At 70.1% G+C, this 23,888-nt stretch carries 17 protein-coding genes; 13 read left to right on the forward strand and 4 right to left on the reverse strand.

Going from position 1 to position 23,888, the window contains the following annotated elements:
• Positions 1-26 precede the first annotated feature (26 nt).
• The gene (locus ACIBAG_RS08290) at positions 27-1,970 is read left to right on the forward strand and encodes a TIGR03960 family B12-binding radical SAM protein (RefSeq protein WP_399102355.1); all 1,944 of its coding nucleotides are present in this window, start codon (positions 27-29) and stop codon (positions 1,968-1,970) included.
• Positions 1,971-2,309: 339 nt separating this feature from the next.
• Here ACIBAG_RS08290 and ACIBAG_RS08295 read toward each other — a convergent pair whose 3' ends face one another.
• On the reverse strand, positions 2,310-3,653 hold the full coding sequence (locus ACIBAG_RS08295) for a tetratricopeptide repeat protein (protein WP_399102357.1): 1,344 nt from the start codon (positions 3,651-3,653) through the stop codon (positions 2,310-2,312).
• 189 nt (positions 3,654-3,842) lie between these two features.
• On the opposite strand from ACIBAG_RS08295, the gene ACIBAG_RS08300 reads away from it, so the two are divergent.
• From ACIBAG_RS08300 to ACIBAG_RS08315, 4 genes are all read left to right on the forward strand, one after another.
• On the forward strand, positions 3,843-4,589 hold the full coding sequence (locus ACIBAG_RS08300) for a hypothetical protein (RefSeq protein WP_399102359.1): 747 nt from the start codon (positions 3,843-3,845) through the stop codon (positions 4,587-4,589).
• A gap of 92 nt (positions 4,590-4,681) precedes the next feature.
• Entirely contained in the window at positions 4,682-5,599 is a 918-nt protein-coding gene (locus ACIBAG_RS08305; protein WP_399102361.1) for a phosphotransferase family protein, read from the forward strand.
• Between the two features lie 76 nt (positions 5,600-5,675).
• Positions 5,676-6,269, forward strand: coding sequence for a class I SAM-dependent methyltransferase (locus ACIBAG_RS08310; protein WP_399102363.1), 594 nt, complete (start codon positions 5,676-5,678; stop codon positions 6,267-6,269).
• A 26-nt stretch (positions 6,270-6,295) separates the two neighbouring features.
• A complete protein-coding gene (locus ACIBAG_RS08315) occupies positions 6,296-6,841 on the forward strand; it encodes an HAD domain-containing protein (protein ID WP_399102365.1) in 546 nt (181 codons plus the stop codon).
• 371 nt (positions 6,842-7,212) lie between these two features.
• Here ACIBAG_RS08315 and ACIBAG_RS08320 read toward each other — a convergent pair whose 3' ends face one another.
• The 3 genes from ACIBAG_RS08320 to ACIBAG_RS08330 form a co-directional block, all read right to left on the reverse strand.
• On the reverse strand, positions 7,213-7,950 hold the full coding sequence (locus tag ACIBAG_RS08320) for a recombinase family protein (RefSeq protein ID WP_399102367.1): 738 nt from the start codon (positions 7,948-7,950) through the stop codon (positions 7,213-7,215).
• 1,177 nt (positions 7,951-9,127) lie between these two features.
• The gene (locus ACIBAG_RS08325; RefSeq protein WP_399102369.1) at positions 9,128-10,084 is read right to left on the reverse strand and encodes an AAA family ATPase; all 957 of its coding nucleotides are present in this window, start codon (positions 10,082-10,084) and stop codon (positions 9,128-9,130) included.
• Positions 10,085-10,608: 524 nt separating this feature from the next.
• Positions 10,609-12,195 (reverse strand): recombinase family protein, encoded by a 1,587-nt coding sequence (locus ACIBAG_RS08330; protein ID WP_399102371.1) that lies wholly within the window; start codon positions 12,193-12,195, stop codon positions 10,609-10,611.
• A 357-nt stretch (positions 12,196-12,552) separates the two neighbouring features.
• Here ACIBAG_RS08330 and ACIBAG_RS08335 point away from each other — a divergent pair, with 357 nt between their 5' ends.
• The 8 genes from ACIBAG_RS08335 (at position 12,553) to ACIBAG_RS08370 (ending at position 23,739) form a co-directional block, all read left to right on the forward strand.
• Positions 12,553-12,663, forward strand: coding sequence for a keywimysin-related RiPP (locus ACIBAG_RS08335; RefSeq protein WP_399102373.1), 111 nt, complete (start codon positions 12,553-12,555; stop codon positions 12,661-12,663).
• 106 nt (positions 12,664-12,769) lie between these two features.
• Complete coding sequence (locus ACIBAG_RS08340; RefSeq protein WP_399102375.1) at positions 12,770-14,599, forward strand: lasso peptide isopeptide bond-forming cyclase; 1,830 nt, start codon at positions 12,770-12,772, stop codon at positions 14,597-14,599.
• A gap of 66 nt (positions 14,600-14,665) precedes the next feature.
• Positions 14,666-14,995 carry a lasso peptide biosynthesis PqqD family chaperone gene (locus tag ACIBAG_RS08345; RefSeq protein WP_399102377.1) on the forward strand — a complete coding sequence of 110 codons (330 nt, stop codon included), beginning with the start codon at positions 14,666-14,668 and terminating at the stop codon, positions 14,993-14,995.
• The gene (locus ACIBAG_RS08350; protein ID WP_399102380.1) at positions 14,992-15,438 is read left to right on the forward strand and encodes a lasso peptide biosynthesis B2 protein; all 447 of its coding nucleotides are present in this window, start codon (positions 14,992-14,994) and stop codon (positions 15,436-15,438) included. Before ACIBAG_RS08345 ends, ACIBAG_RS08350 begins: the two co-directional genes overlap by 4 nt.
• A 58-nt stretch (positions 15,439-15,496) precedes the next feature.
• On the forward strand, positions 15,497-17,203 hold the full coding sequence (locus tag ACIBAG_RS08355) for an ABC transporter ATP-binding protein (RefSeq protein ID WP_399102383.1): 1,707 nt from the start codon (positions 15,497-15,499) through the stop codon (positions 17,201-17,203).
• Positions 17,204-17,254: 51 nt separating this feature from the next.
• Positions 17,255-18,400, forward strand: coding sequence for a hypothetical protein (locus ACIBAG_RS08360; RefSeq protein ID WP_399102386.1), 1,146 nt, complete (start codon positions 17,255-17,257; stop codon positions 18,398-18,400).
• A 48-nt stretch (positions 18,401-18,448) separates the two neighbouring features.
• Entirely contained in the window at positions 18,449-19,240 is a 792-nt protein-coding gene (locus ACIBAG_RS08365; protein WP_399102388.1) for a TIGR03936 family radical SAM-associated protein, read from the forward strand.
• A gap of 260 nt (positions 19,241-19,500) precedes the next feature.
• Positions 19,501-23,739 carry an Rne/Rng family ribonuclease gene (locus ACIBAG_RS08370; RefSeq protein ID WP_399102391.1) on the forward strand — a complete coding sequence of 1,413 codons (4,239 nt, stop codon included), beginning with the start codon at positions 19,501-19,503 and terminating at the stop codon, positions 23,737-23,739.
• Positions 23,740-23,888: the final 149 nt, after the last annotated feature.

Raw genomic sequence — 23,888 nt, forward strand, 5'->3', positions numbered from 1 at the left:
CAGTCCAGCTCACAAAGGTTCGCCAGATGTCTGCCGAAGCCGCTGCGGCCGCTGAGTCCGTGTTCCCGCAGCTCGAAGCTCTGCTCCCGCATGTGCAGAAGCCGATCCAGTACGTCGGCGGAGAACTCAACTCCACGGTCAAGCCGTGGGAGTCCTGTGACGTCCGCTGGGCGCTCATGTACCCGGACGCGTACGAGGTCGGGCTGCCCAACCAGGGCGTCATGATCCTTTACGAGGTCCTGAACGAGCAGGAGGGTGTCCTCGCCGAGCGCACGTACAGCGTGTGGCCGGACCTGGAGGCGCTGATGCGGGAGCACGGCGTCCCGCAGTTCACGGTGGACAGCCACCGCCCGGTGAAGGCCTTCGACGTGCTCGGCCTGTCCTTCTCCACCGAGCTCGGCTACACGAACATGCTCACGGCCCTGGACTTGGCCGGCATCCCGCTGGAGTCCAAGGACCGCACCATCGACGACCCGATCGTCCTGGCCGGCGGCCACGCGGCCTTCAACCCCGAGCCGATCGCGGACTTCATCGACGCCGCCGTCATCGGCGACGGCGAGCAGGCCGTGCTCGACATGACGAAGATCATCCGTGAGTGGAAGGCGGAGGGCCGGCCGGGCGGCCGCGAGGAGGTCCTGTTCCGCCTGGCGAAGACGGGCGCGGTGTACATCCCGGCGTTCTACGACGTCGAGTACCTCTCCGACGGCCGTATCGCCCGTGTCGTACCGAACAAGTCGGGCGTCCCGTGGCGCGTGTCCAAGCACACGGTGATGGACCTCGACGAGTGGCCGTACCCCAAGCAGCCGCTGGTCCCGCTCGCCGAGACGGTCCACGAGCGCATGTCGGTCGAGATCTTCCGCGGCTGCACCCGGGGCTGCCGCTTCTGCCAGGCGGGCATGATCACCCGCCCGGTCCGGGAGCGCTCGATCACGGGCATCGGCGAGATGGTCGACAAGGGCCTGAAGGCGACGGGCTTCGAGGAGGTCGGCCTGCTGTCCCTGTCGTCGGCCGACCACAGCGAGATCGGCGACATCGCGAAGGGCCTGGCCGACCGCTACGAGGAGGACAAGATCGGTCTGTCCCTCCCCTCCACCCGCGTCGACGCCTTCAACATCGACCTGGCCAACGAGCTGACGCGCAACGGCCGCCGTTCCGGCCTCACCTTCGCCCCCGAGGGCGGCTCGGAACGCATCCGCAAGGTCATCAACAAGATGGTCTCGGAAGACGACCTGATCCGGACCGTCGCCACCGCCTACGGCAACGGCTGGCGCCAGGTGAAGCTGTACTTCATGTGCGGCCTGCCCACGGAGACCGACGACGACGTCCTGCAGATCGCCGACATGGCCACGAAGGTGATCGCCAAGGGCCGCGAGGTGTCGAGGTCGAACGACATCCGCTGCACGGTCTCCATCGGCGGCTTCGTCCCGAAGCCCCACACCCCCTTCCAGTGGGCCCCGCAGCTGTCGGCCGAGGAGACCGACGCCCGCCTCGAGAAGCTCCGCGACAAGATCCGCGGCGACAAGAAGTACGGCCGCTCCATCGGCTTCCGCTACCACGACGGCAAGCCCGGCATCGTCGAAGGCCTGCTGTCCCGCGGCGACCGCCGGATCGGCGCCGTCATCCGCGCGGTCTACGACGACGGCGGCCGCTTCGACGGCTGGCGTGAGCACTTCTCGTACGACCGCTGGATGAGTTGCGCGGACAAGGCGCTGGCGCCGTTCGGCGTGGACGTCGACTGGTACACGACGCGCGAGCGCACGTACGAGGAGGTCCTCCCCTGGGACCACCTGGACTCCGGCCTCGACAAGGACTGGCTCTGGGAGGACTGGCAGGACGCCCTCGACGAGACCGAGGTCGAGGACTGCCGGTGGACGCCGTGCTTCGACTGCGGGGTGTGCCCCCAATTTGATACATGGCCACAAACGGGCCCGACGGGTAAGAAGCTGCTCCCGCTCACGGTCAAGAAGTAGCCGTGACCAGCGGCGATGCTGTCCGGAGGATGGCTGAGACGCTTGCCGGAGTGACCGAGGCGGAGCGTAACGAGATCCTCAGAGGGCTCGGAACGAAGGAGCGTGAGCAGGCTCCTCGGCCTGCTCGGCGCACGCCGCTCCCTGCTCCTCGGCGAGACCCGAGCATCGTTTCCGCTGTGGAGTGGGTGTAGCCAGCCGACGAGCGGCGTCCGGTACGGCAAGGCCGGGCGCCCCTCGCCGCCACTCTGCGGAGCTTCTACGCCATTGCCGGGCTTCGGGGTGGAACTGGGCCCTCTCAGGGCCGCACGGCCCCGTGTGTGGTCTCGGCCGGGGCGTGCCTCAGATCCGGCGTGCGGTTGCCAGGGGCCGGGCACGCTCGGTCAGCTCGCGGACGTGGGGATTCCTGGAGTGCGGCCGGACGGCGGAGAGCATCGCGCGGAAGCGGTCGTCGGCACGGCCGGACTGGACGTGGGGGTAATCGTCCAGGGACAGGTGCCAGGTCTGGACAGCCTCCTCCAGCCGACCCGCCTCTAGCTGCCACTCGGCGAGCATCGAGCGGTGCCGGACCCTGGCCCGGCGGTACACGGCGGGCCTAACCTTCTCCGACTGCTGAAGGGCACGGATGGCACCCTCGCGATCTCCGAGCTCGTAGCTCACCTGGGAGACGTGGTAGCTCAGGGACGACGGGTCGTAGGAGCCGTGGGCCTTGGCCCTGGCCTCGGCCTTCTCCATCGCCACCTCTGCCTCACGGAGCTTCGACCACGCTCCCCTTCGGTCCCCGGTCTGCGCGAGGGCGTGCGCCTGCTGTCCGGCCAGGAACGCCCGCATCCTCGGTCCGGCCTCGGGTGAGGCGGCCGACGCTGCATCCGCGTATCGCAAGGCCGCTGCGCCGTGGCCGAGCTCGACGGCTTGGACGCTCATGCCGCGCAGCGTGGTGCAGTACGTGAGGTGGTCTCCGGCCGCGCCGGCCAGCTCCAGAGCCTTCATGTAATAGCTCTGGCCGAGCATGTCCAGGCGCTCATCAACGGCCATGTATCCCGTCAGGTAGAGGTGATCGGCAGCGGCCGAGAGCATCGCCTTGCGTACCTCGTCGGAGGCTGTGGCTTGGAGGTAAGGGGCGATGTTGTTCACCAGGAACGCGGCGGCCATGGGCCGGGCGGTGCGCCCTCCGAACTGGTCGTCCAGTTCGCTGATGCGCTCGGTCATGGCGATCACAGACTCGACGTCCGCCATGCCGATCTGCGTGTGCGGGTTGGTCTTGATCCGTTCGAAGCGCGAGAGCACGTCGGGCCAGCCGGGGATGGTCAGGGCGACCGAGTACAAGCCCGCTGCGAGAACTCCCCTTCGAGATGGGTCCATGTCCATGCTCCCGAGGTCGATCAGTCCTGCAACGGTATCCGTCGCCTCGGGCTTGATGTCGGGCTGATCGGCAAAGCCAGCTTCGAACGCGGTGATCTGCCTGCCGAGTTTCCGGGTGAGGGCTTCCAGCACGACGGGCTGGTACTTGGCCATGGGGCGTGTGCCGGATAACCAGTGGGAGACGGCGGACTCGTCGTACTTCAACCGGTGACCAGCCTCGGTTCCGGCGCGGTTGACCGCACGTGCGAACTCGCCCAGGTTCCAGCGGGTCTCTGCGTACAGAGCGGCGAGCTTGTGGTTCGGAGTGCGTGCGCGTGCTGCCATGAGTCCGCCCCCCCGTGCCGGGTTTCAAGGGTTTCAAGGTACCGCCCGGCTCCTTCCATGTTCACGGGGTGCGCACACCTGTTGACTCAGGGTCGGGCCACTCAGGGCGACGACAGAATCTCCCCCGCCCCGTGTGGCCGACCCAGCCGAAGGCGCAGTTACTGCGCCCCACCCGGAACGGAGATACAGGTGACCACCGTCGACACCGCGACGATCACGGTCGAACTGCCCGACGCGTTCGACCCGCGCTGGAACCGCCTGCCCGGCATCACCGTGGACGGCAAGAAGATCACCCTCGACCCGGCCGAGTACTTCTTCCGGTTCGAGGCCAACACCTGGCTGGTCATCGACTGGCAGACCGTGACGGACGGCCTGCTGGGCGTGGACGAGACCGAGACCGCGAGCGTCGAACAGATGGCGCTGGACTTCGTGAAGGCCCACGGCCGTTCGACCAGCGACGCGGGCGAGGTCCTGGCCATCGCCTACCAGGTGTACTCGTACCTGTTCCGCGACGAGCACCTCGCCACGCTCGGCCTGCCGGGCGTCACCGCCGAGCACCTGAAGATGCTCCGCGAGGCGGCCACCTTCATGGCCCTGAACAAGGTCGAGCTCGACGGCCACATCTCCAACGTGGGCCCGTGCTGGTTCTTCCCCTCCGCGACCGGCGTGGTCTTCGACCTCTCCGACGAGGGCGGCCAGATGCTGGACGAGGTCTACCACGGCGGGTGGTTCAACGAGCACCGCCGGATCGAGGGCATCAAGGCCCATGCCGCGCTCGGCGGTCGGCTGGTTCACGGCTGCCAGTCCAAGCCCGACCAGACCGGCGGCGTCGTCGCCCCCTACGGCGCCTCGATGGCCACCTTCGGCAAGGAGCTCGCCGAGATGAAGGCCGAGTGGATCGAGCAGGTCAACTCCTACCGGGTGACCGCCGCCTGATCCCAGCGTTGATCCACGGCCCGGGGTGGCAAGCGCGCTGTCGCCCCGGGCCTGGCCCCCTGACCCACCCCCGAACGAACGGAACCGCCCCCGTGGACAGCAAGCTCACCGCCGCCATCCTCGCCGACATCTGCGCCCGCACCGGCCAGCCGCTCCCCACTCGTGAGGAGATGCGGGTGTGGGACATGTCGGGTGTCGTGCGCTTGCGCTTCCCCCCGAACATGCGCACCGCGATCTACAAGTACGCCGTCGAACCGTTCGCCAACGAGGACGAGATCCTTCGAGCCGCCGACCGGTCCGGCATCCCCGTGCCGAAGGTCATCGGCTCCATCGTCCGAGACGGCACCCTCGGCATGGTCATCGAGGACCTGGGCGAAGAGGTCCGCGAGGCACAGGACGCTGACGGCATCCTGGCCGCTGTCGCCCTGCACCAGGCACCTGCCGCCCCGTCGCTCCGAGAGATGGACGAGGACGCGCTTGCCGCCCTGCCCGAGCTCGCGCTCGGCCACCTGCGCCGCCTTCGTGATGCCGGCCGCTGGGACGATGAGACTGCCGAGCTGGCGTTTGCGCTCGACAGCCTTGCCGCCTCGGCGGAGAAGCGGGCGACTGGTGCTGAGCTGGGCCCGTACGGGTGGGTGCACTCCGAGTTCCACCCGACCAGCCTTCACATCGGCGAGGAGGGATGGCGCCTGCTCGACTTCGCCCGCGCGTTCACCGGTCCCGGCCTACTTGACCTTGCGTCCTGGCACGGCACCACCGGCGACCCGGACCCGGAGAGGTTGCGCGCCTTCATCGAGGCGTACGTGAACGCTGGTGGTGACAAGGACGCGCTTGCCGAACGTGGCGGCCTTCCCGCCGAACGGTGGGCGTTGGGCTGGCATCGGGTGTGGGCGAGTGAGTGGTTCATGGAGCAGGCGCTTCGCTGGATCAACAACCCCGAGGATGACCCGGTCTACATCAAGGTCGTCCACAAGCACCTCCTCGCGGCCGTCAGGCTGCTGGAGGCGTGACGTGGACGCTTGGGACGCTCACGCTGCCCAGCGCCTGGCAGACGGCCCGCTACGCCCCCTCGAACCGCCCGCTCGGATGGAGTGGACGCAGCGCCCTGGCATCGGCCCCGGCGCCGAGACCCTCGGCGAGGACCTGGCAGGACGGCGGGTCGTGGAACTGGGCTGCGGACCCGGCCACAACGCCGCGCACCTGACCAGCCTCGGCGCGAAGGTCACCGGAGTGGACCGCTCGGAGGGACAGATCCAACGAGCGCTCGCCCACTACGGGCACCACGGGACCGAGTTCGTCCACTCCCGGGCGCTGGGCTACCTCACTCGTGAGAGTGAGCGGCTGGACGCGATCGTCTCGGTCTTCGGAGCGATCGGCCTGGATGAGCCATCCAAGCTGCTCAGTGCCTGCTCCCGGCGGCTGAGCCGAAGAGGCGTGCTTGCCTTCTCCGTTCCGCACCCGCAGCGAACCGGCACGATCCCCGTCAGTCCTCGCACCCCTGACCGGATGACTCTGCCGGACGGCACTACCGCCCTGGTGGACCGATGGGACATCGACCCCGCTGCATGGGTGCGAGCGATCAACCGCGCCGGGTTGCTGATCACGGGCGTGCAAAACCTGTTCGCCCCGGCTGACTCTCGCTGGCCGACCACCCTTCTGATCACCGCACGGAAGCCCTGACCCCCGACCGAACCCGGGAGGCACCGATGCACCACGCCCCGTTCCTGCTGTTGGACATAGACGGCGTCTTCATCCCGTTCCCCGGACCGGACGGCGCCACCCCGGCCACCCACCCCCGCCACACGGTGAGCACTGACGACGTGGACAAGCCGTTCGATGTCTGGCTCAACCCGGACCACGGCAAGCTCATCACCGACGCGATCGGCACCGGACTGGTCCGGCCCGTGTGGTGCACGAGCTGGCGGCACGATGCCCGCCGCATCATCGCCCCGCTCATGGGCGTGCCGGACTTCGAGCACATCGAGCTGCCCAACCTGCCGATCAAGACCAGTCACCCCGACGGCTACCTGTGGAAGCGCAACCACGTCGCCGACTGGCTCGCCACCGCTCCCGCTGTGTGGATCGACGACGACTTCACTCACCTCGACCACCAGTGGGCGGCAGACCGTACCGCGTTCGGTAACCCCACCCTGCTCATCCAGCCTGACCCGCACGAGGGCATACAGCCCGAGCACATCGCGTCCGCTCTGGAGTGGGCTGCCGACCACGTGACCGTGAAGGAGGCGGCTTGATGTCGGCTCGACATGCGGCACCACCGGACCATGACCGACTCGGCACGGTGCTCGCCGCAACCTGGGCCCTGCTTCACCTGCTCGCCCTCGGCGCGCTCGGCAGTCTGGCGATGCATGAGCGTCCGGCTTTCGCCGACCGTATGGCGACTCGCGCGGATTCCGTTCCGGACTCGGAGCCTGCATCCGCCTGACCCGCCGCGCTCCGGGCCGTTCACGCCCTGCGCTGCGCCCTCTGTGCTGGCCTCTCTCGCCCCTGGTGGGGTCGGCCGGCTGCGGGGTGGTCGGTCCTCTCAGGTGGGCGCACAGGCCCGTGCATGACAGCGGCCCCCGACGTGATGCCGGGGGCCTGCCTGTGTCCATGTGCGCCTGTCTCAGGCGCTCTCACCGATGTGCCGGTACAAGGTGGCCCGGGAGATCCCCAGTGCCTTGGCGATGGCGGTGACGCTCTCTCCCTTGGCATGCCGGGCGCGGGCTATGGCTAGCTTGTCGTCGTCCACGACGGAGGGGCGTCCACCGTGGTTGCCCTTGCGGGCCGCAGTGTCCAGCCCCTCCAACGTCTTCTCCCGGATGCCTTCCCGCTCCACCTCGGCGGCCACGGCCAGGACGGCGAACACGATGGCTCCCGCCCCGTTCGGGTCGTACACACCCTGCAAGGGACCGGAGAGGAGTTCCAGTTGGATGCCGTCCGCTTGCAGGGTGGAGGACAACGTCATGAGCTCTGCCGCATTGCGGGCAAGGCGCTTCATCTCAACCACCGTGAGGATCACCGGTTGGTTCGGGGCGGCTTCCTTGATCTCCCGTGCCAGGGCCAACGCCTTCTCCAGTTCCGGCCGCTCCTTCACACGGGTACTGATCTTCTCCGAGAAGACCCGGGTGCAGTCGGCACGGGCAAGCATGTCCAACTGGCTCTGGAGTTCCTGCCCGACCGTGCTGCACCTGGCATAGCCCAGTCGTATCGCTGCGCCCGGCACAGCTTCGGACACCACGGGCACGGGCTCACCCTGCACCCACCGCTTACCGGGGTTGCGGTCGGCCGGAGTCTTCACGGTGAGTTCCGCCTTCAGAGACGGCACGAGGGCGAAGCGCCCTGTGTGGTAGTTCGCTGCCACCTTGCCCGCACCCGTACGGCAGGGGCTACCGGCGGGGGCTTCGCACTTTGGGCAGGGGTGACGCTCGACCTGATCGGCCGGGGTGTTCGTGATCATGACCGAGACTGTCTCATAAACGTGTCTCGAAAGCTAGTCGTGAGACGGATCTTTTGAGACGGGTTTCGAGACGCGAGAGTGAGGGCGAAACGGACATGGCCCCGAGTCCGGCGGATCGTCTCACTATCGAAGGTTATTGAGACGCCCTGTCGTGATCACTCTCCGCGTTGCCCGTGGTCCTGGTGCTCATGCTTGACACCTTCGACAGTGGGGCGCTGGTGCGCCCTGCCTTGGGCTTGCCCTCTGCCCTGACTGCCTGTCCTGTCGTGAGGCTGTGCGCCTGTCTCCCTGCCCGTCGCTTCGCTCTCGTCCCTTGCGGAGTCGTGCGGCCTGTCGGCCGCTCACAGAGACGCACAGCCGTTCGCCTGTCATGTGGCGCGGGCAAGCCTGCCAACGGAAGGGAAGGCAGAGTCTCACGCCTGCCCGAAGGCGACGGCGAGGCGGACAGCCGAGACGTACGAGCCGAGGTGAAGGGGGTGGGGTATGACCCCTAGAGCGGAAAGTCGAGGACCGGCATGTCTTAGCAGCTCAGATCCTGCCACGGTTCCAGACCTCGTCAGGGCAGCGGCGAGGTAAGGCAGCGGCGAAGAAGTAGCAGGTGGAAGCGCTGCCCAGGCGTGAGGCGACGGCGAAGGACTGCACAAGAATGAGGGCTTTCGAGTCTTGCCGTAAGGGTCTTCGCTCTGGTGGCGGCTCCGCCGCCCACTCCTCGTAGCCCCTTGCTCCTTACCTCTTCGCCGCTGCCCGTACTTACGTAGATACGTGAGTCGTCTTCCCTCAAGCGCGGCCCCCGAAGGGGCCGCTCACTTCTGCTCACCTCTTCGCCGGTGCCTCACGTACGAACGTAGGTACGTAAGTGGCTTCGCTCCTTCGTCGGCCCCTTCGGGGGGCCGACGCTTGGGCTGGCTGGCTTCGGGCTTCCAGTTCTCCAGTGGTCTGCGTGCTGTTCGGCCGAAGGCCGACAGTGTCAGAGGACTGACGTACTTACGTAAGTAGAAGGAGGAGCGAGGCTTGCCGAGCGGAGCGAGGTAGTGGTGGTGGTTCTTTCTCTATAAGGGGGCAGGACCACCACCACCAACATTCAGACGGCCCGAAGCGGCTGGACGGCCCAGCGGCCTTCCTCGTGGGTCACGGCCTTCGTGAGCGCCTTGCGTACGTGATCGACACTCTTCCCGAGTTCCGGCGCGTAGCGCTTGGCCAGGCCGTTGTGCGTCGTCTCCTCCGGCTGCTCCCGGATGATCCGGTCGGTGAGGCTGGTCTTCCAGTCCTCTGCCTTGGTGGGGCTGACGGGCTTCAATCCCGTGCTCTCCCGCTCCCACACCGGAACCTCGCTGCCCGCGTTGGCGCGGCGCACGCTGACCCGCAAGTCTAGATCTTCCTTGGCCCGGTTGATGGCTGTCTGGATGCGGAGCCCGTGCCTCGCGGACTTGCGCAGGGCGATCACTCCGCGAGCCCCACTGGCCATGGCTCGCCCCCCGATCGGAGCGGACGCGGTGGTCGTTCCTTCGCCGGCCTTGGCGGTGTGGGTGATGACCAGCACGGGAATGCCTGCCCGGCTGATGGGCTTGAGGTCGTCGATGATGCGTTGGGCAGTCACGCCTTTGCTGATGTCCTCACCCGATGCGAGAGAACCGAGGGCGTTGTCCAGGACGAACAGGTCAGCGTCGATGGACAGGAGGTCTTCGAGGACTCCGTCCCAGTAGCCGGGCTCTCCGGTGTGCTCCACCGGGAAGATGGTCACCGCGTCATTGGGCACGGTGTCGAGTAGGCGTTCCTTCAGTTCCTCTTCCGCCCCGTCGTCGGTGAGGCCGAACACGACGTGTTGCACGGTGCGGTGTACGGGCAGGCCGAGGAACTCCGGCTCGCCGTTGACGAGTGCGCTGGTCATGCCAGCGGACAGCAAGGTCTTGCCCGCCTTCGGTTCTCCGGCGAGAACCGTGATGCGGCTGGTGAGTAGATCGCCGATGAGGAACGACTCCTCGTACGAGACACGGTCGATCTGGTGGAGCTTGCGCCCCTTGTCCTTGATGGCTCCCAAGAGGGTGTTGCCCTCCTTCCTGCTTCCTGTGCGGCGCAGCGTGCGCCGATGACCCCCGCCGGATGGCGGGCACATGTGCCTCCCTTCTGTCTGTGGGGTTGGTCAGGATGAGCAGGACGGTTCAGACGGAAGTCTCGGTGGTGCCGCAGGCGTGAACCTGGCCGTCGATGAGGGGTGACGCGCACGCCTCACAGGTCCAGATGATTTCGCTCGTGATGATCAAGGGGGCGACCTCCTGGCGTGGCCAAGGGCAGCGCGTAGCTACGCCTCGGCGAGTGATTGGAAGTCGCGCGTACCGTTCGCGCTCGGGGTGCTCCTGCCTCCCCTGCCAGCCCTCTGGATGGCGGCCCCTAGCTAAGTGGCCAGCTTCACCGACCGCCGCACGGTCGGGAGCTACGGTGTCCGTTCTCGACGGAGCGGGAGGGATCTTCCTACATGGCAGGCCGCTCGGTCGTCAAGCTGGCCGGCCGAGCCCCTGCCCTTCGCGTCGCGGTAGGCGAGCCAGGGCAGGGGCCGTCACTTCGTCAGAGCTTGGCGGCGAAGTCGTCAGCCTTGATGACGAGACGCTCGCGCACGTCGCGGGGGATCTTCAACCGCAGGTGCACGGACGGAGCGCGCACTCCCTCCACCTTGGTCCGGGTCACCTCGCATGTGATGCCAACGCGGCGCAGATCCTCGGCCATGGCTTCCATGCCTCCCTCCTTCCACGTGTCGCGGAACGTCTTGCCGTTGTGGACGAGGGTCCACCGGTCCTGTGTGGTCTCGGGGTCGATGGCGTTCAGTTCGTCCGTGAGCTTGTCGAGCGTCTTCTCCGCCTGCTCCCGAGTGAACCGCGTCTTCGTGTAGCGGCCTCCCGGTTCGAGCTCGGTCATGTAGTAGGCGATGGCCTCTTCGAGCCGCTTCACTTCGGCGCGAGCCTCCGCCCCTCGTGCGTACTCCCGGACCTGTACGGGGAAGTCCCCGAGGACTTGCAGCACATCGTCCACAAGTACGTCGTACACGCCCTGCGGATCGGGGGCACCGAGCCCTCCGCTCTTGCAGTTGCCGCACCGCAGGTAGGCGTAATCTCGCCCGTTCGTCGTCGTCTTCTGCACGGTCATGTTGGTGGTGCAGTCGACGCAGATCAGCACGCCGAGGAACTGGGTAGCTCCGCCCGTCTGCCGGGCAGGCTGGTTCTTGCTTCGGCGGTCGAGTGCCGCTTGAAGGGTCTCGAACTCCTCCTCGGTGAAGATCGGGGGAGCGACCCGTATTGGCTGTCCGTCGTTGCCGAGGACGATTCTGCTCCGCCGCTTCCCGCCCTGCTTGTTCTCTTCGACCCGGTATCCCTTGAGCGCCGGGTTCCGAAGTCGCCGGAGCAGAGTCGACGGGGTGAGCCCGGCGGACATGAGCCCGGAGCGGACGATGCACAGAACCATGCGTCGGGCGGACACTCCTCGCAGCGCCATGCGGCGAGCCCAGTGCAGCGCCTTGTGTGCGTCGGGCGCGATGGCAAGGGCAGGCTTTCCGTTGATCCTCGTCGTGACGTAGCCGTACGCAGGCTTCCCGACAAGCCAAGCGTCCTGAGTCCGCGTGTAGTCCCACAGCGACGTGACGCGGGTGGACGTGTTCGCCGCCTCGATCTCGGCGATACCGCCGATGAGGGTGACCATGATCCGGCCGACAGTCGTACCGAGGTCGATCGCGTCGTTCTTCGATACGAGGTTCTTCCCGTACCGCTCACACCACTCGATCATGGTGGACAGGTCCGTCATGCGACGGATGAACCGGTCGAGCTTCCAGAACAGCAGGGCATCGAACTCGGGGGCTCGGTTGTTGAGCCACTCGCCGAGTGCCTTCCGCTTCCACGGCGGAACCTTCGTCGCCGACACGTTGAGATCCGAGGCGACACCGACGACGCGGTATCCCTTCTCCCTGGCGAGTAGGCGGAGGTCGAGCTCCTGCCGCACCGGCGACGTAGTGTCGTCCGTAAGTACAGACAGGCGGATGGAGAGCAGGGCTCGGGGAGCGTCCTCGGGGAGCAGCGCCTCCGCCCTCTTCAGGTCCTCCAGTAGGGCCAGGTCTGCGGCGGACCACTCGGTCTCTATGTCGTACGTCTTCACAGGGGCGGACACTACCCGATGGATTTGGACCCGTTTCCTTCTGGCCGCAGATGGACACGCACATCCAGATCGGGCCGACGGGCAAGAAGCTGCTGCCCTTGACGGTCAAGAACGCCGCGCCTGCCCCCAGCGGCAGCGGGGTCTGAGGCCGGCACCTGGAGTCAAGTCAGCCGGGATCTGGAGTCAAGTCAATGGAGCCCCCTTCCGATCGGGAGGGGGCTCCATACTGCCCGGGGGTGTCCATAAGTGGGCGTTTTGTCAAGTAGGTGCCTATCCTGGGAGGGATCCGCTATTGAAGTGCGCACATCGAGGATCACACTCCTGAACTCTCCAATCCGGCTTCGGGTGGTGGAAAGGAGGTGTGACGGGATGCGTACTTACGAGCGTCCGACGCTGAGTGCGGCCGGTTCTTTCCGCAGGACTGGTCTGGGCACGAACAGAGGGCCTGAGAGGGTCATTCCCTTGAGGTTCAGCCTGTGAAGCGCTCCCGGGTGGCGTGGATTGTGGCATACGCAACCCCGCCGCCCCTCCTCATGCCCTCCCGTCTTCGACCACTCCGAGGCGAGCGTCCTGGAGAGACACCGATATGGGCACTTTTCCTGATGGCGGCGACGTTCCGTGCTGGTTCGTCGTTCTCCCGGACTGTGCTTCGGCGGCGCCGGTCGGCGCCGCGCTGCGTGGCCGGGCGGTGCAGGAGGTCAGCCATCCGTCCGGACGGCCCTGGTTGCTCGGCAGCTGGTCGCCCCACGCCCTGGTGGTCGGTGAGGCAGGCCGGGTGAAGATCGCGGTCATCGGTGAACACGACGTCACCGCCGACCGGCTCAGTGCGGCGGCCGGACGCACGGAAACGGTCGCTGACCTCGACCGATTCGCAGCCTCCCTGGTGGGGAGCTTTCATCTCGTCGCTTCCGTCGCCGGCTGTGTGCGCGTCCAGGGAAACGTCACCGGCCTTCGGCGGGTGTTCCACGCCAGGATCGGTGACGCCACGGTGGCCGCCGACCGGGCCGACGTGCCGGCCGACCTGCTCGACGCCGCGGTCGACGAGCAGCTGCTGGCGGTCCATCTGCTCAATCCGTCGGTACCGCACCCGCTCGCAGGCCGGCCGGTGTGGCGCGGTGTGGGCGCCCTGCCGACCGACCATTACCTGGTGCTCGACAGCAACGGCCGACGACGGTCCGTCAGGTGGTGGACACCGCCCGAGCCGGTGCTTCCGATGGCCGAAGGCGCGGCGGCGCTGCGGGAGGCGCTGTCCGCCGCGGTCGAGGCTCGAGTTCGGGGCCGAGGCCTGGTGAGCTGTGATCTCGGCGGGTTGGATTCCACCTCGGTGTGCTCTCTGGCCGCCCACGACGGGGTGAAGGTCATCGCCTACACCGCCGACGGCCGCGACCCCATGGGCGACGACGTGACGTGGGCCCGCCGCACCGTTGCCGGACTGGGCGAGGTGGAACACCACATCATCGCCGGGGACCGGTCGCCGATGGTGTACGAGGGTCTGCGAGACGTGGACGACCGCTTCGACGAACCGTGCCCGGCCGTCGTCGATCGCAGCCGGTGGATGGTCATCCCGCGGTCGGCCGCGGCGCGCGGCTCACCGCTGCATCTGACCGGCTTCGGCGGGGACGAACTGCTCGCCGGCTCACCCGCGCACCTGCACGCGCTGGTGCGTACGCGCCCCAGGATCGCGTTGCGGCGCGTGCGTGGTTTCGCCGCCCAGCGCCCGTGGCCGTATCGGGAAACGTTCCGGCAGCTGTGGGACAACAGCCCCTACCGGGAGTGGCTGGCCAGGGTCGGCGACCGGCTCACTGCCGTGCCGCCACCCTTGGAGGCACCCACTCTGGACTGGGGGACGCCGCCGCGGCTGCCCCCGTGGGCGACGCCGGCGGCGGTCGATGCCGTGCGCGAGCTGGTTCTCACCGCGGCCCGGACCGCCGAACCACTGGCCGAGCGACGCGGACAGCATGTCGAGCTGCACGCGATGCGGATCACGTCCGGGCTGGTCCGGCAGCTGGGTCAGATGGCCGCTCGTACCGGGCTCACCGTCACCGCCCCCTACTACGACGACCGCGTGATCGAAGCGGGCCTGGCGGTGCGGCCGGAGGACCGAATCACCCCTTGGTCGTACAAGCCGCTCATCGTCGAGGCGATGCGCGGCATCGTTCCCGACGAGAGCCTGACCCGCCGTACGAAGGACGAGGGCTCCCATGAGGTGGAGGTGGGGCTGCGCGAGAACCGTGCCGAGTTGCTGGCCCTGTGCGAGGACTCCCGGATGGCTCGGCTGGGCCTGATCGACGCGGACGTGCTGCGCGAGGTCTGCGGGCGACCGCTGCCCGCGGCCCTGCCCTTCGACGCGCTGTTCCAGACCGTGGGCTGCGAGGTGTGGCTACGGGTGTCGGCGAGCGCCACCGCTCCGGGCTGAGGGGACGGTCCGCTCCGGGCCGAAGGAGACGGTCACTGAAGGCGACGGTCACCGAAGGAGACGTTCATGACGCTGAAGCTGCGTGACGGCGTGTTCACGGCCGAGACCGAGTACGGGGTCGCGGTGCTCGACGAGGACCGCGACCAGTACTGGACGCTCAATCCCAGCGCGGCCATCGCCCTGCGGACGCTGTTGGACGGCGGCACCGAAGCCGATGCCGCGCGGACGCTCACCGAGGAGTACGCGGTGGACATCGACACCGCGCACCGGGATGTCCGGGAGTTGGTCGGCGAACTGTGCTCGGCGGGCCTGGCCGAAGAGAGCACCCAGGGCCCGTCGGTACGGCGGGGTCGGCGTGGCCGACGCGCCTGGTGGCCGGAGAAGAAGACACCATGACCACGCCGGAGGCCATTTACCACCACCCCCGCTCGGTGCCCCTGCGGCGCCGGATCCCGGTCCGGTTGGTGGTGGGCGCCGCGCGGCTGCTGGCCACCCAGCGCCCCCGGCGGATCCGGGCCGTGCTGGAGTGGCTGCGCCGGGGCGCCCGTCCGGCCACCGTCGAGCAGGCCCAGGCCGCCCGGGACACCGTGGTCGCGATCAGCCTGGCGTGCGGGGGACGGGAAGGGTGCCTGCCCCGGTCACTGGCCACGACGCTGCTGTGCCGCCTGCACGGTCAGTGGCCCACTTGGTGCGTGGGCGCGCGGAACCTGCCGCCCTTCGGCGCGCACGCCTGGGTGGAGGCGGACGGAGTTGCGGTCGGTGAGGACTACCCGCCCGGCTACTTCCGGACCCTCCTCACCGTCGAGTCCTTGAGTCATGAAGCCGAAAGCGGCAGCTGAGCGGAGCCGGAGCGGCCCGCGCGCTGCCCTGCGCCTGCTGCGTGGTCACCGCCGGTGGATGGGCCTCGCGGTGCTGTTGACGCTGGGCGCCTCGGCGCTGAGCCTGGCCCAGCCACTGCTGGTCAAGAGGGTGATCGAAGCGACCGGGTCCGGCGGTGCGACCGTGCTCGCCCTGGTGCTGCTCGCCGTGGTCTTCCTCGCCCAGGCACTGGTTCAGGGGCTCGCCCAGTACGTCCTGGTGCGCACGGGCGAAGGCGTCGTGCTGGGGATCCGGCTCGGCCTGATCGGGCATGTTCTGCGGCTGCCGATACCCGTGTACGACCGCCACCGCACGGGCGATCTGATCTCGCGCGTCGGCACCGACAGCACCACGCTGAGGCTGCTCATCGCCGAGGGCTTCACCGCCGCGGTGACGGGCGCCCTCGGGCTGATCGGCGTCGTGGCGCTGATGATCTGGCTCGACTGGCTGATGTTCCTCGTCGTGCTGGCCATGGTGGCGGTCACCACCGTGATCGTCGCCTCGGTGCTGCGCGGCATCGAGGTGGCGTCGCTGTCCACCCAGCGGGCGACGGGTGCGATGACCGCTGATCTGGAGCGCGCGCTCGGGGCCATCCGCACCGTCCGGGCCAGCCGTGCCGAACAGCGCGAGTTCGACCGGATCGCCGGCGGCGCCCGATCGGCCTACGAGGGAAGCGTGCGGATGGCGAAACTGGACGCCGTGGTGGCACCGGCGATCCAGCTGGCCGTCAAGGGGTCGTTCATCGTCGTGCTGCTCATCGGCGGCGTGCGGGTCGCCGACCGGCAGGGATCGATCGCCGATCTCGCCGCCTTCCTGCTGTACATGGTCTATCTGGTCGAGCCGATCGGCATGCTGTTCCAGTCCTTCAGCACCATGGAGCAGGGCATGGGCGCCTACCACCGGGTCACGGAGGTGCTGGCACTGCCCACGGAGCAGGACGCCGAGTCCGGCCCGGCGGCCGCGGCGTCGCCGCGTGCGGACGGCAGTCGTCGGCGGTCTCGAGCGCCCGTGCTGGAGTTCCAGGACGTGTGGTTCGGCTACTCACCGCGGCGCCCCGTCCTGCGCGGCGTCACCTTCCAGGTACCGGAGCACGCCCATGTCGCCCTGATCGGCAACTCGGGGGTGGGGAAATCCACCGTGTTCGCCCTGATCGAGCGGTTCTACGACCCCGATCGCGGCCGGATCCTCTTCGACGGCCGTGACATACGGACGGTCGGCCGCGCCGACCACCGGGCCCGGGTCGGCCTGGTGGAGCAGCACGCCCCGGTGCTGTACGGAACGCTGCGGGAGAACCTGATGTACGCCGCCCCGGACGCCGGACAGGACGAGCTGGACCGGGTGGTCGAGCTGGCGCACCTCACGGACCTGGTCGACCGTCTCCCGCGGCGGCTGGACACCGACGCCGGGGAGCACGGCATGGCGCTCTCCGGTGGCGAGCGTCAGCGGATCGCGATCGCCCGTGCCCTGCTGACCCGGCCGCGTCTGCTGCTGCTGGACGAGCCGACGGCCCATCTGGACGCCGTCAACGAGGCGGCGCTGCGCAGGTCCATCCGGGAGACCGCGCAGGAGTGCGCGCTGCTGGTGATCGCCCACCGCATGTCGACCATCCGCGCCGCCGACCTGATCGTCGTGCTCGACGCGGGCCGTGTCGTCGCCGCGGGCACCCACGAGGAACTGCTGGCCGGCAGCGAGCAGTACCAACTGCTGACACGCGCCCAGGAGACGAAGGACGTGCTCTCCGGTTAGCTCCTTTCCCGCAACTGCATCCACCAGGGCCGTTGCCGCGTCTACCACGACATGGATCTCGAAAAACCGCCTCCGCCGCGCCAGGAACCCGAAGGGTGCTTGGTCGTCGCTGTTCGCCTGCCGGTGCGGATCGTCGTGCTCGTGCTGGTCGTGCCGGTGCGGATGGTGTGGGACGCGCTCGTCGTCGCCGGGCGGTTCCTGAACGACACGGTGTTGCGGCCGTTGGGCCGGGCGCTGCTGTGGCTGGGGCGGGCGGTGTTCGTCTGGCCGTTCGTGGGGCTGTGGCGGTATGTGGTCGTACCCGTCGCGAAGGGGTTCGCCTGGCTGGGGAACGTGCTCGTCGTCGTGCCCGCGGTATGGCTCTACCGGTATGTGCTGACACCACTGGGGCACGCGTGCGCGTGGGTGGGCCGGGGCGTCTGGCACGCGTGCGCCTGGGTGGCGCGCGGGATCGGGGCCGGGCTGGCGTGGATCTACGCGCGCGTGCTCACGCCCGTGGGGCACGCGGTGATGTGGGCCCTCAAGGGACTCGGTGCGGTGCTCGCCGCGATCGGACTCGGTGTGTTCGGCGCGCTGGCGTGGCTGGTGCGGTATCTCCTCGTCGTTCCCGCCCTGTGGGTGTACGAGTGGATCCTCACGCCGGTCGGGCGGGCGATCGCCTGGTGCGCGAGGGGCCTCGTGTGGATCGTGAGCACGGTCGTCACCGGGATCGGGATGGCCCTGTACTGGATCGCCCGCGTGCTGTTCGTGCTGCCGGCGCTGGGCCTTTACCGGTGGGTCCTCACTCCCGTCGGCCGGGTGCTCGCCGTCATCGGCAGGGAGACATGGGACGCGCTCGGGCACGCCTGGCGGGTCGCCGGACGGATCTCGCTGGCGGTCGGCCGGTTCCTCGCGACCCTCCTGCGGTGGACCTTCGTCGAGCCGGTGCGCTGGGTCTACCGGACCGTGCTCACGCCGATCGGGCACGTGGTCCGCGACGCCGTGCTGCGGCCCGTCGCCGAGGCCGCCCGCAGCGTGGGGCGGGCCACCCGGCAGGCCCTCGCAGCGGCCCGCGAGTCCGTACGGCAGGCGCGCGCCGACTTCCGGCGAATGCTCTTCGGGGAGCCCCGGGAACGGGAGGCGGTCGCCCGGCGGGAACCTCAGGGCCGTGAGACACGTACTCTTGGTAGCAGTACGACCGCTCTCACGAAGGACTGAACGACACTGGGCAAGCGACAGCCCGAAGGCCCGCCGCCCGCACCCGCGGTGCAGCGCATCCGACTGCGCTACACCAAGCGCGGCCGCCTCCGGTTCACCAGCCACCGTGACTTCCAGCGCGCCTTCGAGCGTGCGCTGCGCCGTGCCGAGGTGCCGATGGCGTACTCGGCGGGGTTCACGCCGCATCCGAAGGTGTCGTATGCCAATGCCGCACCCACCGGCACGGGCAGTGAGGCGGAGTACCTGGAGATCGCGCTCACCGAGGCGCGTGATCCGGAGCAGTTGAGAGTGCTCCTCGACGAGTCGCTGCCCGCCGGGCTCGACGTCATCGAGGCGGTCGAGGCCCGGACCTCCGGGCTCGCCGACCGGCTCACGGCGTCGGTCTGGGAGCTGCGGCTCGACGGCGTGGACCCGGCCGACGCCGGGCGCGCGGTCGCCGCCTTCGACGCCGCCGACGCCGTCGAGGTCCAGCGCATGACCAAGAACGGCGTGCGCACCTTCGACGCCCGTCCGGCGGTTGTCCACCTGGAAAGCCTGGACGGCAGCGACGGAACAGAAACGCACACTTCGCGGGCTGATAGGCCGACCGACCAGCCCTGTGCGATACTGCGGCTGGTTGTTCGGCACGTGACGCCTGCCGTACGACCCGACGACGTCCTGTCCGGTCTCCGCGCCGTGGCCGACCTGGCGCCGCCGGTCCCCGCAGCGGTGACCAGGCTGGCGCAGGGGCTGTTCGATGAAGAGACCGGCACGGTGACCGACCCGCTCGCGCCCGACCGCGAGGCAGCGACGGCCGCAACCGAGGCCGAGACCGCTGCCGCCGCGACGGCGCCGGCGTAAGGAAGGTTCCGTAGGGACGCACGTCGAAGCGCCGCCCTCGTACTCGGGAGCCACCTGGGTCGGGCAGCGCACCGACCAGAAGACTTTCGCCAGGCCGTACGCATGAGGCGTACGGAACCGGCGAGACAGGACACAGAGAGCTCCCGTGCGGCGCCCGCGCCCCGGACGGCGGCAGTCGCGCAGCGCGCGAGCCGCGGACGTCACCGGCACATCGCCGGACCATGCGCGGCGCCCGGGAGCCTGACGGGAGAAACGCCCGCATGCTCGAGCCGACCGAACCCAACGAGGGTTCCGAACTGAACACCCCCAGCGACACGCTGCCGCCGCGCCGGCGGCGCCGCGCCGCGTCCCGCCCGGCGGGCCCGCCCACGGCTGCCGCCGAGGCGCAGCCCGCAGAGGTGGTCGAGCCGGCCATACCGGTCGCCGAAGCCGCCGATGTCGCGGCGGTGACCGAAGATGCCGAGAAGGCCGAGGAGAGTGTCGAGGCCGTTGAGGCCGAGGTGACTCCTGAGGCGGCGGAAGCCGAAGAGACCGAAGCAGCCGAAGAGGCTGCCGAGACGGCGGCTGCCCAAGAGGCCGCGCCCGCCGGTCGTACGCGTCGGCGTGCCGTTCGCCGGGCGTCCGCGCCCGCGGGTGCTCCGGCCGCCGCCGAGGCCGCCGAGACCGTGGTGCCCGCCGCTGCCGCCGCGCCTGTCGCCGAAGTGGCCGCCAACGCGGCGACCGCGGCTGAGAGCGCGGAGGTCACCGAGGAGGCGGCGCCGCCTCGTACGCGTCGGCGTGCCGTTCGTCGGGCGTCCGCGCCCGCGGGTGCTCCGGCCGCCGCCGAGGCCGCCGAGACCGTGGTCTCCGGGCCCGCTGCTGCCGGGGCCGATGAGGAGACCGAGAGCCCTGCCGCCGCCGAGGCACCTGCCGCTTCCGCCGAGACCGCCGAGGAGGCGGCGCCGCGCCGTACGCGTCGGCGTGCGGTGCGCCGGGCGTCCGCGCCCGCCGACGCTCCGGCCGCCGCCGAGGCGGCCGAGGTTCCCGCCGGCACCGACGTTCCCGCCGAGGCTGCCGCCCCGGTCGCGTCCGCAGAGCCGAGCGAGGCCGCGGAGGTCCCCGAAGCCGCCGAAGCCGCCCCGCGCCGTACGCGTCGCCGCGCCACGCGGCGTGTGTCCGCGCCCGCCGAGGCCGCCGGAGCCGAGGCTCCCGCCGAGACGCCGGTGACCGCGGAGACCCCCGTGACCCCGGGCATCGAGGCGGAGACCGCCGCGGTGACCGGTGTGGGCGCGCCCGCCGAGGCGCCCGCCGACGAAGCCGGCACCCCCGCCACCGCCGAGACCGGTGAGGAAGCCGGCCCGCGCCGTCGCCGTCGGGTAGTGCGCCGGGCCGCCACCGGGTTCGCCGAGCCCGCTCAGACCTCCGCCGCCGAGGCGGCCGAGGCGCCGCGTCCGGCCCGTCCCGCGGTGGCCGTCTTCCAGGCGCCCGTGTTCACCGAGCCGCAGTTCCAGACGCCCCAGCGGGCCGCCGCCGAGGCGGCCGCGGAGGCGGAGGCCGAGACGGAGGCCGCGGACGTCGAGGAGTTCCAGGAGGAGCAGCCCGGCACGTCGCGGCGCCGTCGCCGGCGCCGGGGCGCCGCGTACGGCGAGGAGGCCGAGGCCCAGGCTGTCGAGGTCGCCGCCGAGGACGAGACCGAGGAGGCCGACGAGGCCGCCGAGGACGTCGTCGAGGGCGAGGAGGCCGAGGAGACCGGGTCGCGCAGGCGTCGTCGGCGTGGTGGCCGGCGCCGCCGTCGCGGTGAGGCCGCGGAGGCCGAGGCCGAGGGCGGCGACGTGGAGGCCGAGGACCTCGCCGCCGCGCAGGCCGCGCAGGACGCCGAGGACACCGCCGAGCAGGAGGAAGAGGACGCCGAGGACGCCCGTGGCGAAGAGGGCGCCGGCTCCAGCACCAGCAGCAGGCGCCGTCGTCGCCGTCGTCGCCGCGCCGGTGACGCCACCGTCGACACCGAGCCCGGCGAGGGCGACCCCGAGCGCACCGTCGTCAAGGTCCGCGAGCCCCGCCCGAAGGCCGAGCCGTCCGACGAGGTGCAGTCCATCAAGGGCTCCACTCGCCTGGAGGCCAAGAAGCAGCGCCGCCGGGAAGGCCGTGAGCAGGGCCGCCGTCGCGTCCCGATCATCACCGAGGCCGAGTTCCTGGCCCGCCGTGAGGCCGTCGAGCGCGTGATGGTCGTCCGGCAGCACGGCGACCGCACGCAGATCGGCGTCCTCGAGGACAACGTGCTCGTCGAGCACTACGTCAACAAGGAGCAGGCGACCTCGTACGTCGGCAACGTCTACCTGGGCAAGGTCCAGAACGTGCTGCCGTCCATGGAGGCCGCGTTCATCGACATCGGCAAGGGCCGCAACGCCGTCCTGTACGCCGGTGAGGTCAACTTCGAGGCGCTGGGCATGGCCAACGGCCCGCGCCGGATCGAGTCCGCCCTCAAGTCCGGGCAGTCGGTCCTGGTCCAGGTCACCAAGGACCCGATCGGGCACAAGGGCGCGCGTCTGACGAGCCAGGTCTCCCTGCCGGGCCGCTACCTCGTGTACGTCCCCGAGGGCTCCATGACCGGCATCAGCCGCAAGCTGCCCGACACCGAGCGGGCCCGGCTGAAGACCATCCTCAAGAAGATCGTCCCCGAGGACGCGGGCGTCATCGTGCGCACCGCCGCCGAGGGCGCGAGCGAGGACGAGCTGCGCCGGGACGTCGAGCGACTGCAGGCGCAGTGGGAGGACATCCAGAAGAAGGCCAAGAACGGCAACGCTCCGACGCTGCTGTACGGCGAGCCGGACATGACCGTCCGGGTCGTCCGGGACATCTTCAACGAGGACTTCTCCAAGGTCGTGGTCAGCGGTGACGACGCCTGGCAGACCGTCCACGGATACGTCTCGCACGTCGCGCCCGACCTGGCCGAGCGGCTGCAGAAGTGGACCTCCGAGGTCGACGTCTTCGCCACGTACCGGATCGACGAGCAGCTCGCCAAGGCGCTGGACCGCAAGGTCTGGCTGCCCAGCGGCGGTTCGCTGGTGATCGACCGGACCGAGGCGATGGTCGTCGTCGACGTCAACACCGGAAAGTTCACCGGTCAGGGCGGCAACCTCGAGGAGACCGTCACCAGGAACAACCTGGAGGCGGCCGAGGAGATCGTCCGCCAGCTGCGGCTGCGCGACCTCGGCGGCATCATCGTCATCGACTTCATCGACATGGTGCTGGAGTCCAACCGCGACCTGGTGCTGCGGCGCCTGCTGGAGTGCCTGGGCCGCGACCGTACGAAGCACCAGGTGGCCGAGGTGACCTCGCTGGGGCTCGTGCAGATGACCCGCAAGCGGGTGGGCCAGGGGCTGCTGGAGTCGTTCTCCGAGACCTGCGTCCACTGCAACGGGCGCGGTGTCATCGTGCACATGGAGCAGCCGACGGCCGTCGGTGGCGGCGGCAAGCGCAAGAAGCGCGCGCGTGCCGGTGCCGGTCCCGAGCAGGTGCACGAGGCCACGGTCGCCGCCGAGGCGGTCGAGACGGCCGAAGAGGAGGCGGAGACCGAGGCCGAGGTGGTGGCCGAGATCGCCGAGCCGGCCGCGCTGCCCGAGCCGGCCTTCGCGCCGGACGAGGAGCTGTACAGCAGCGTCGCCGAGGCCGAGGCCGCCGTGCGCGGTGGTCGTTCGCGGCGCCGCGGGGGCCGGCGGGTGTCGGCTCCGGCGGGTGCGCCGAAGAAGGCCGAGGCGGTGCCCACGGCTCAGGACGTGACCGTCGCCGAGGAGGTCGCGCGTCCGGTGCAGCCGGAGCCGGCCGAGGTGGCGAAGGCCGAGCCGGTGGCCGTGGAGGACGCGGTCGTGGAGACCCCGGCCACCGAGGCGCCCACCGCCGAGGCCGCCGCGCCGGCTGCCGAGGAGGCCGCGCCCAAGGGCCGTACGCGGCGTCGCGCCACCCGCAAGGTGACCGCGCCCGCCGGGTCGCCCGCCGGTGCCGAGGCCGCGGTGGTGACCGTCGCGGAGACGGCGGCCACGGCGCCCGAGCCGGTGTCCGAGGCCCCGGCCGAGGTCCAGGCCGAGCAGGCTCCCGCTGCCGCCGAGGCGGTCGCCGAGAGTGCCGCTCCGGCCCGTCCGCGGCGCCGTGCCGTGCGCAAGGCCACCGCGCCGGCCGCGTCGGAGGAGGCGGCCGTGGTGGTGGTGCCGTCGGCGGAGCCGCAGGCGCCGGTCGCGGAGCAGGCCGCCCAGGAGGCCGAGCAGGCTCTCGTGGAGGCCAAGGAGGCCGCCGCCGAGACCGTTGCCGAGGCCGAGGGCGAGGAGTCGGCCCCGGCCAAGAAGACGGCCCGTAAGACGGCCAAGAAGGCCACGGCGAAGAAGGCCGCCACCAAGAAGACCGTGGCCAAGAAGACGGCCGCCAAGAAGGCGACGGCCAAGAAGGCGGCGAAGACCGCCAAGACGGCCGCGGCCAAGTCGACGGCGAAGAAGACCCCGGTCTCCGCCGCCACCGACGAGAGCTGACCGGCGAGAGCCGGGCAGTGAGGGGTGGGGGGGGGGGGGGGGGGGGGGGGGGGGGGCGGGGCGGGGCGGGGGGGGGGGGGGGGGGGGGGGGGGGGGGGGGCGGGCGGGGGGGCCCCCCCCCGCCCCCCCCCCCCCCCCCCGCCCCCGCC

The sequence above is a fragment of the Streptomyces sp. NPDC051243 genome, assembly GCF_044455405.1.
Taxonomy (GTDB): domain Bacteria; phylum Actinomycetota; class Actinomycetes; order Streptomycetales; family Streptomycetaceae; genus Streptomyces.

Excerpts from the sequence above, each read along its gene's own strand:
- ACIBAG_RS08290 (WP_399102355.1), top strand. The coding sequence starts at position 27 with ATGTCTGCCGAAGCCGCTGCGGCCGCTGAGTCCGTGTTCCCGCAGCTC.
- ACIBAG_RS08295 (WP_399102357.1), bottom strand. The coding sequence starts at position 3,653 with ATGGCAGCACGCGCACGCACTCCGAACCACAAGCTCGCCGCTCTGTAC.
- ACIBAG_RS08310 (WP_399102363.1), top strand. The coding sequence starts at position 5,676 with ATGGAGTGGACGCAGCGCCCTGGCATCGGCCCCGGCGCCGAGACCCTC.
- ACIBAG_RS08315 (WP_399102365.1), top strand. The coding sequence starts at position 6,296 with ATGCACCACGCCCCGTTCCTGCTGTTGGACATAGACGGCGTCTTCATC.
- ACIBAG_RS08335 (WP_399102373.1), top strand. The coding sequence starts at position 12,553 with ATGCGTACTTACGAGCGTCCGACGCTGAGTGCGGCCGGTTCTTTCCGC.
- ACIBAG_RS08340 (WP_399102375.1), top strand. The coding sequence starts at position 12,770 with ATGGGCACTTTTCCTGATGGCGGCGACGTTCCGTGCTGGTTCGTCGTT.
- ACIBAG_RS08345 (WP_399102377.1), top strand. The coding sequence starts at position 14,666 with ATGACGCTGAAGCTGCGTGACGGCGTGTTCACGGCCGAGACCGAGTAC.
- ACIBAG_RS08350 (WP_399102380.1), top strand. The coding sequence starts at position 14,992 with ATGACCACGCCGGAGGCCATTTACCACCACCCCCGCTCGGTGCCCCTG.
- ACIBAG_RS08355 (WP_399102383.1), top strand. The coding sequence starts at position 15,497 with ATGGGCCTCGCGGTGCTGTTGACGCTGGGCGCCTCGGCGCTGAGCCTG.
- ACIBAG_RS08360 (WP_399102386.1), top strand. The coding sequence starts at position 17,255 with ATGGATCTCGAAAAACCGCCTCCGCCGCGCCAGGAACCCGAAGGGTGC.
- ACIBAG_RS08370 (WP_399102391.1), top strand. The coding sequence starts at position 19,501 with ATGCTCGAGCCGACCGAACCCAACGAGGGTTCCGAACTGAACACCCCC.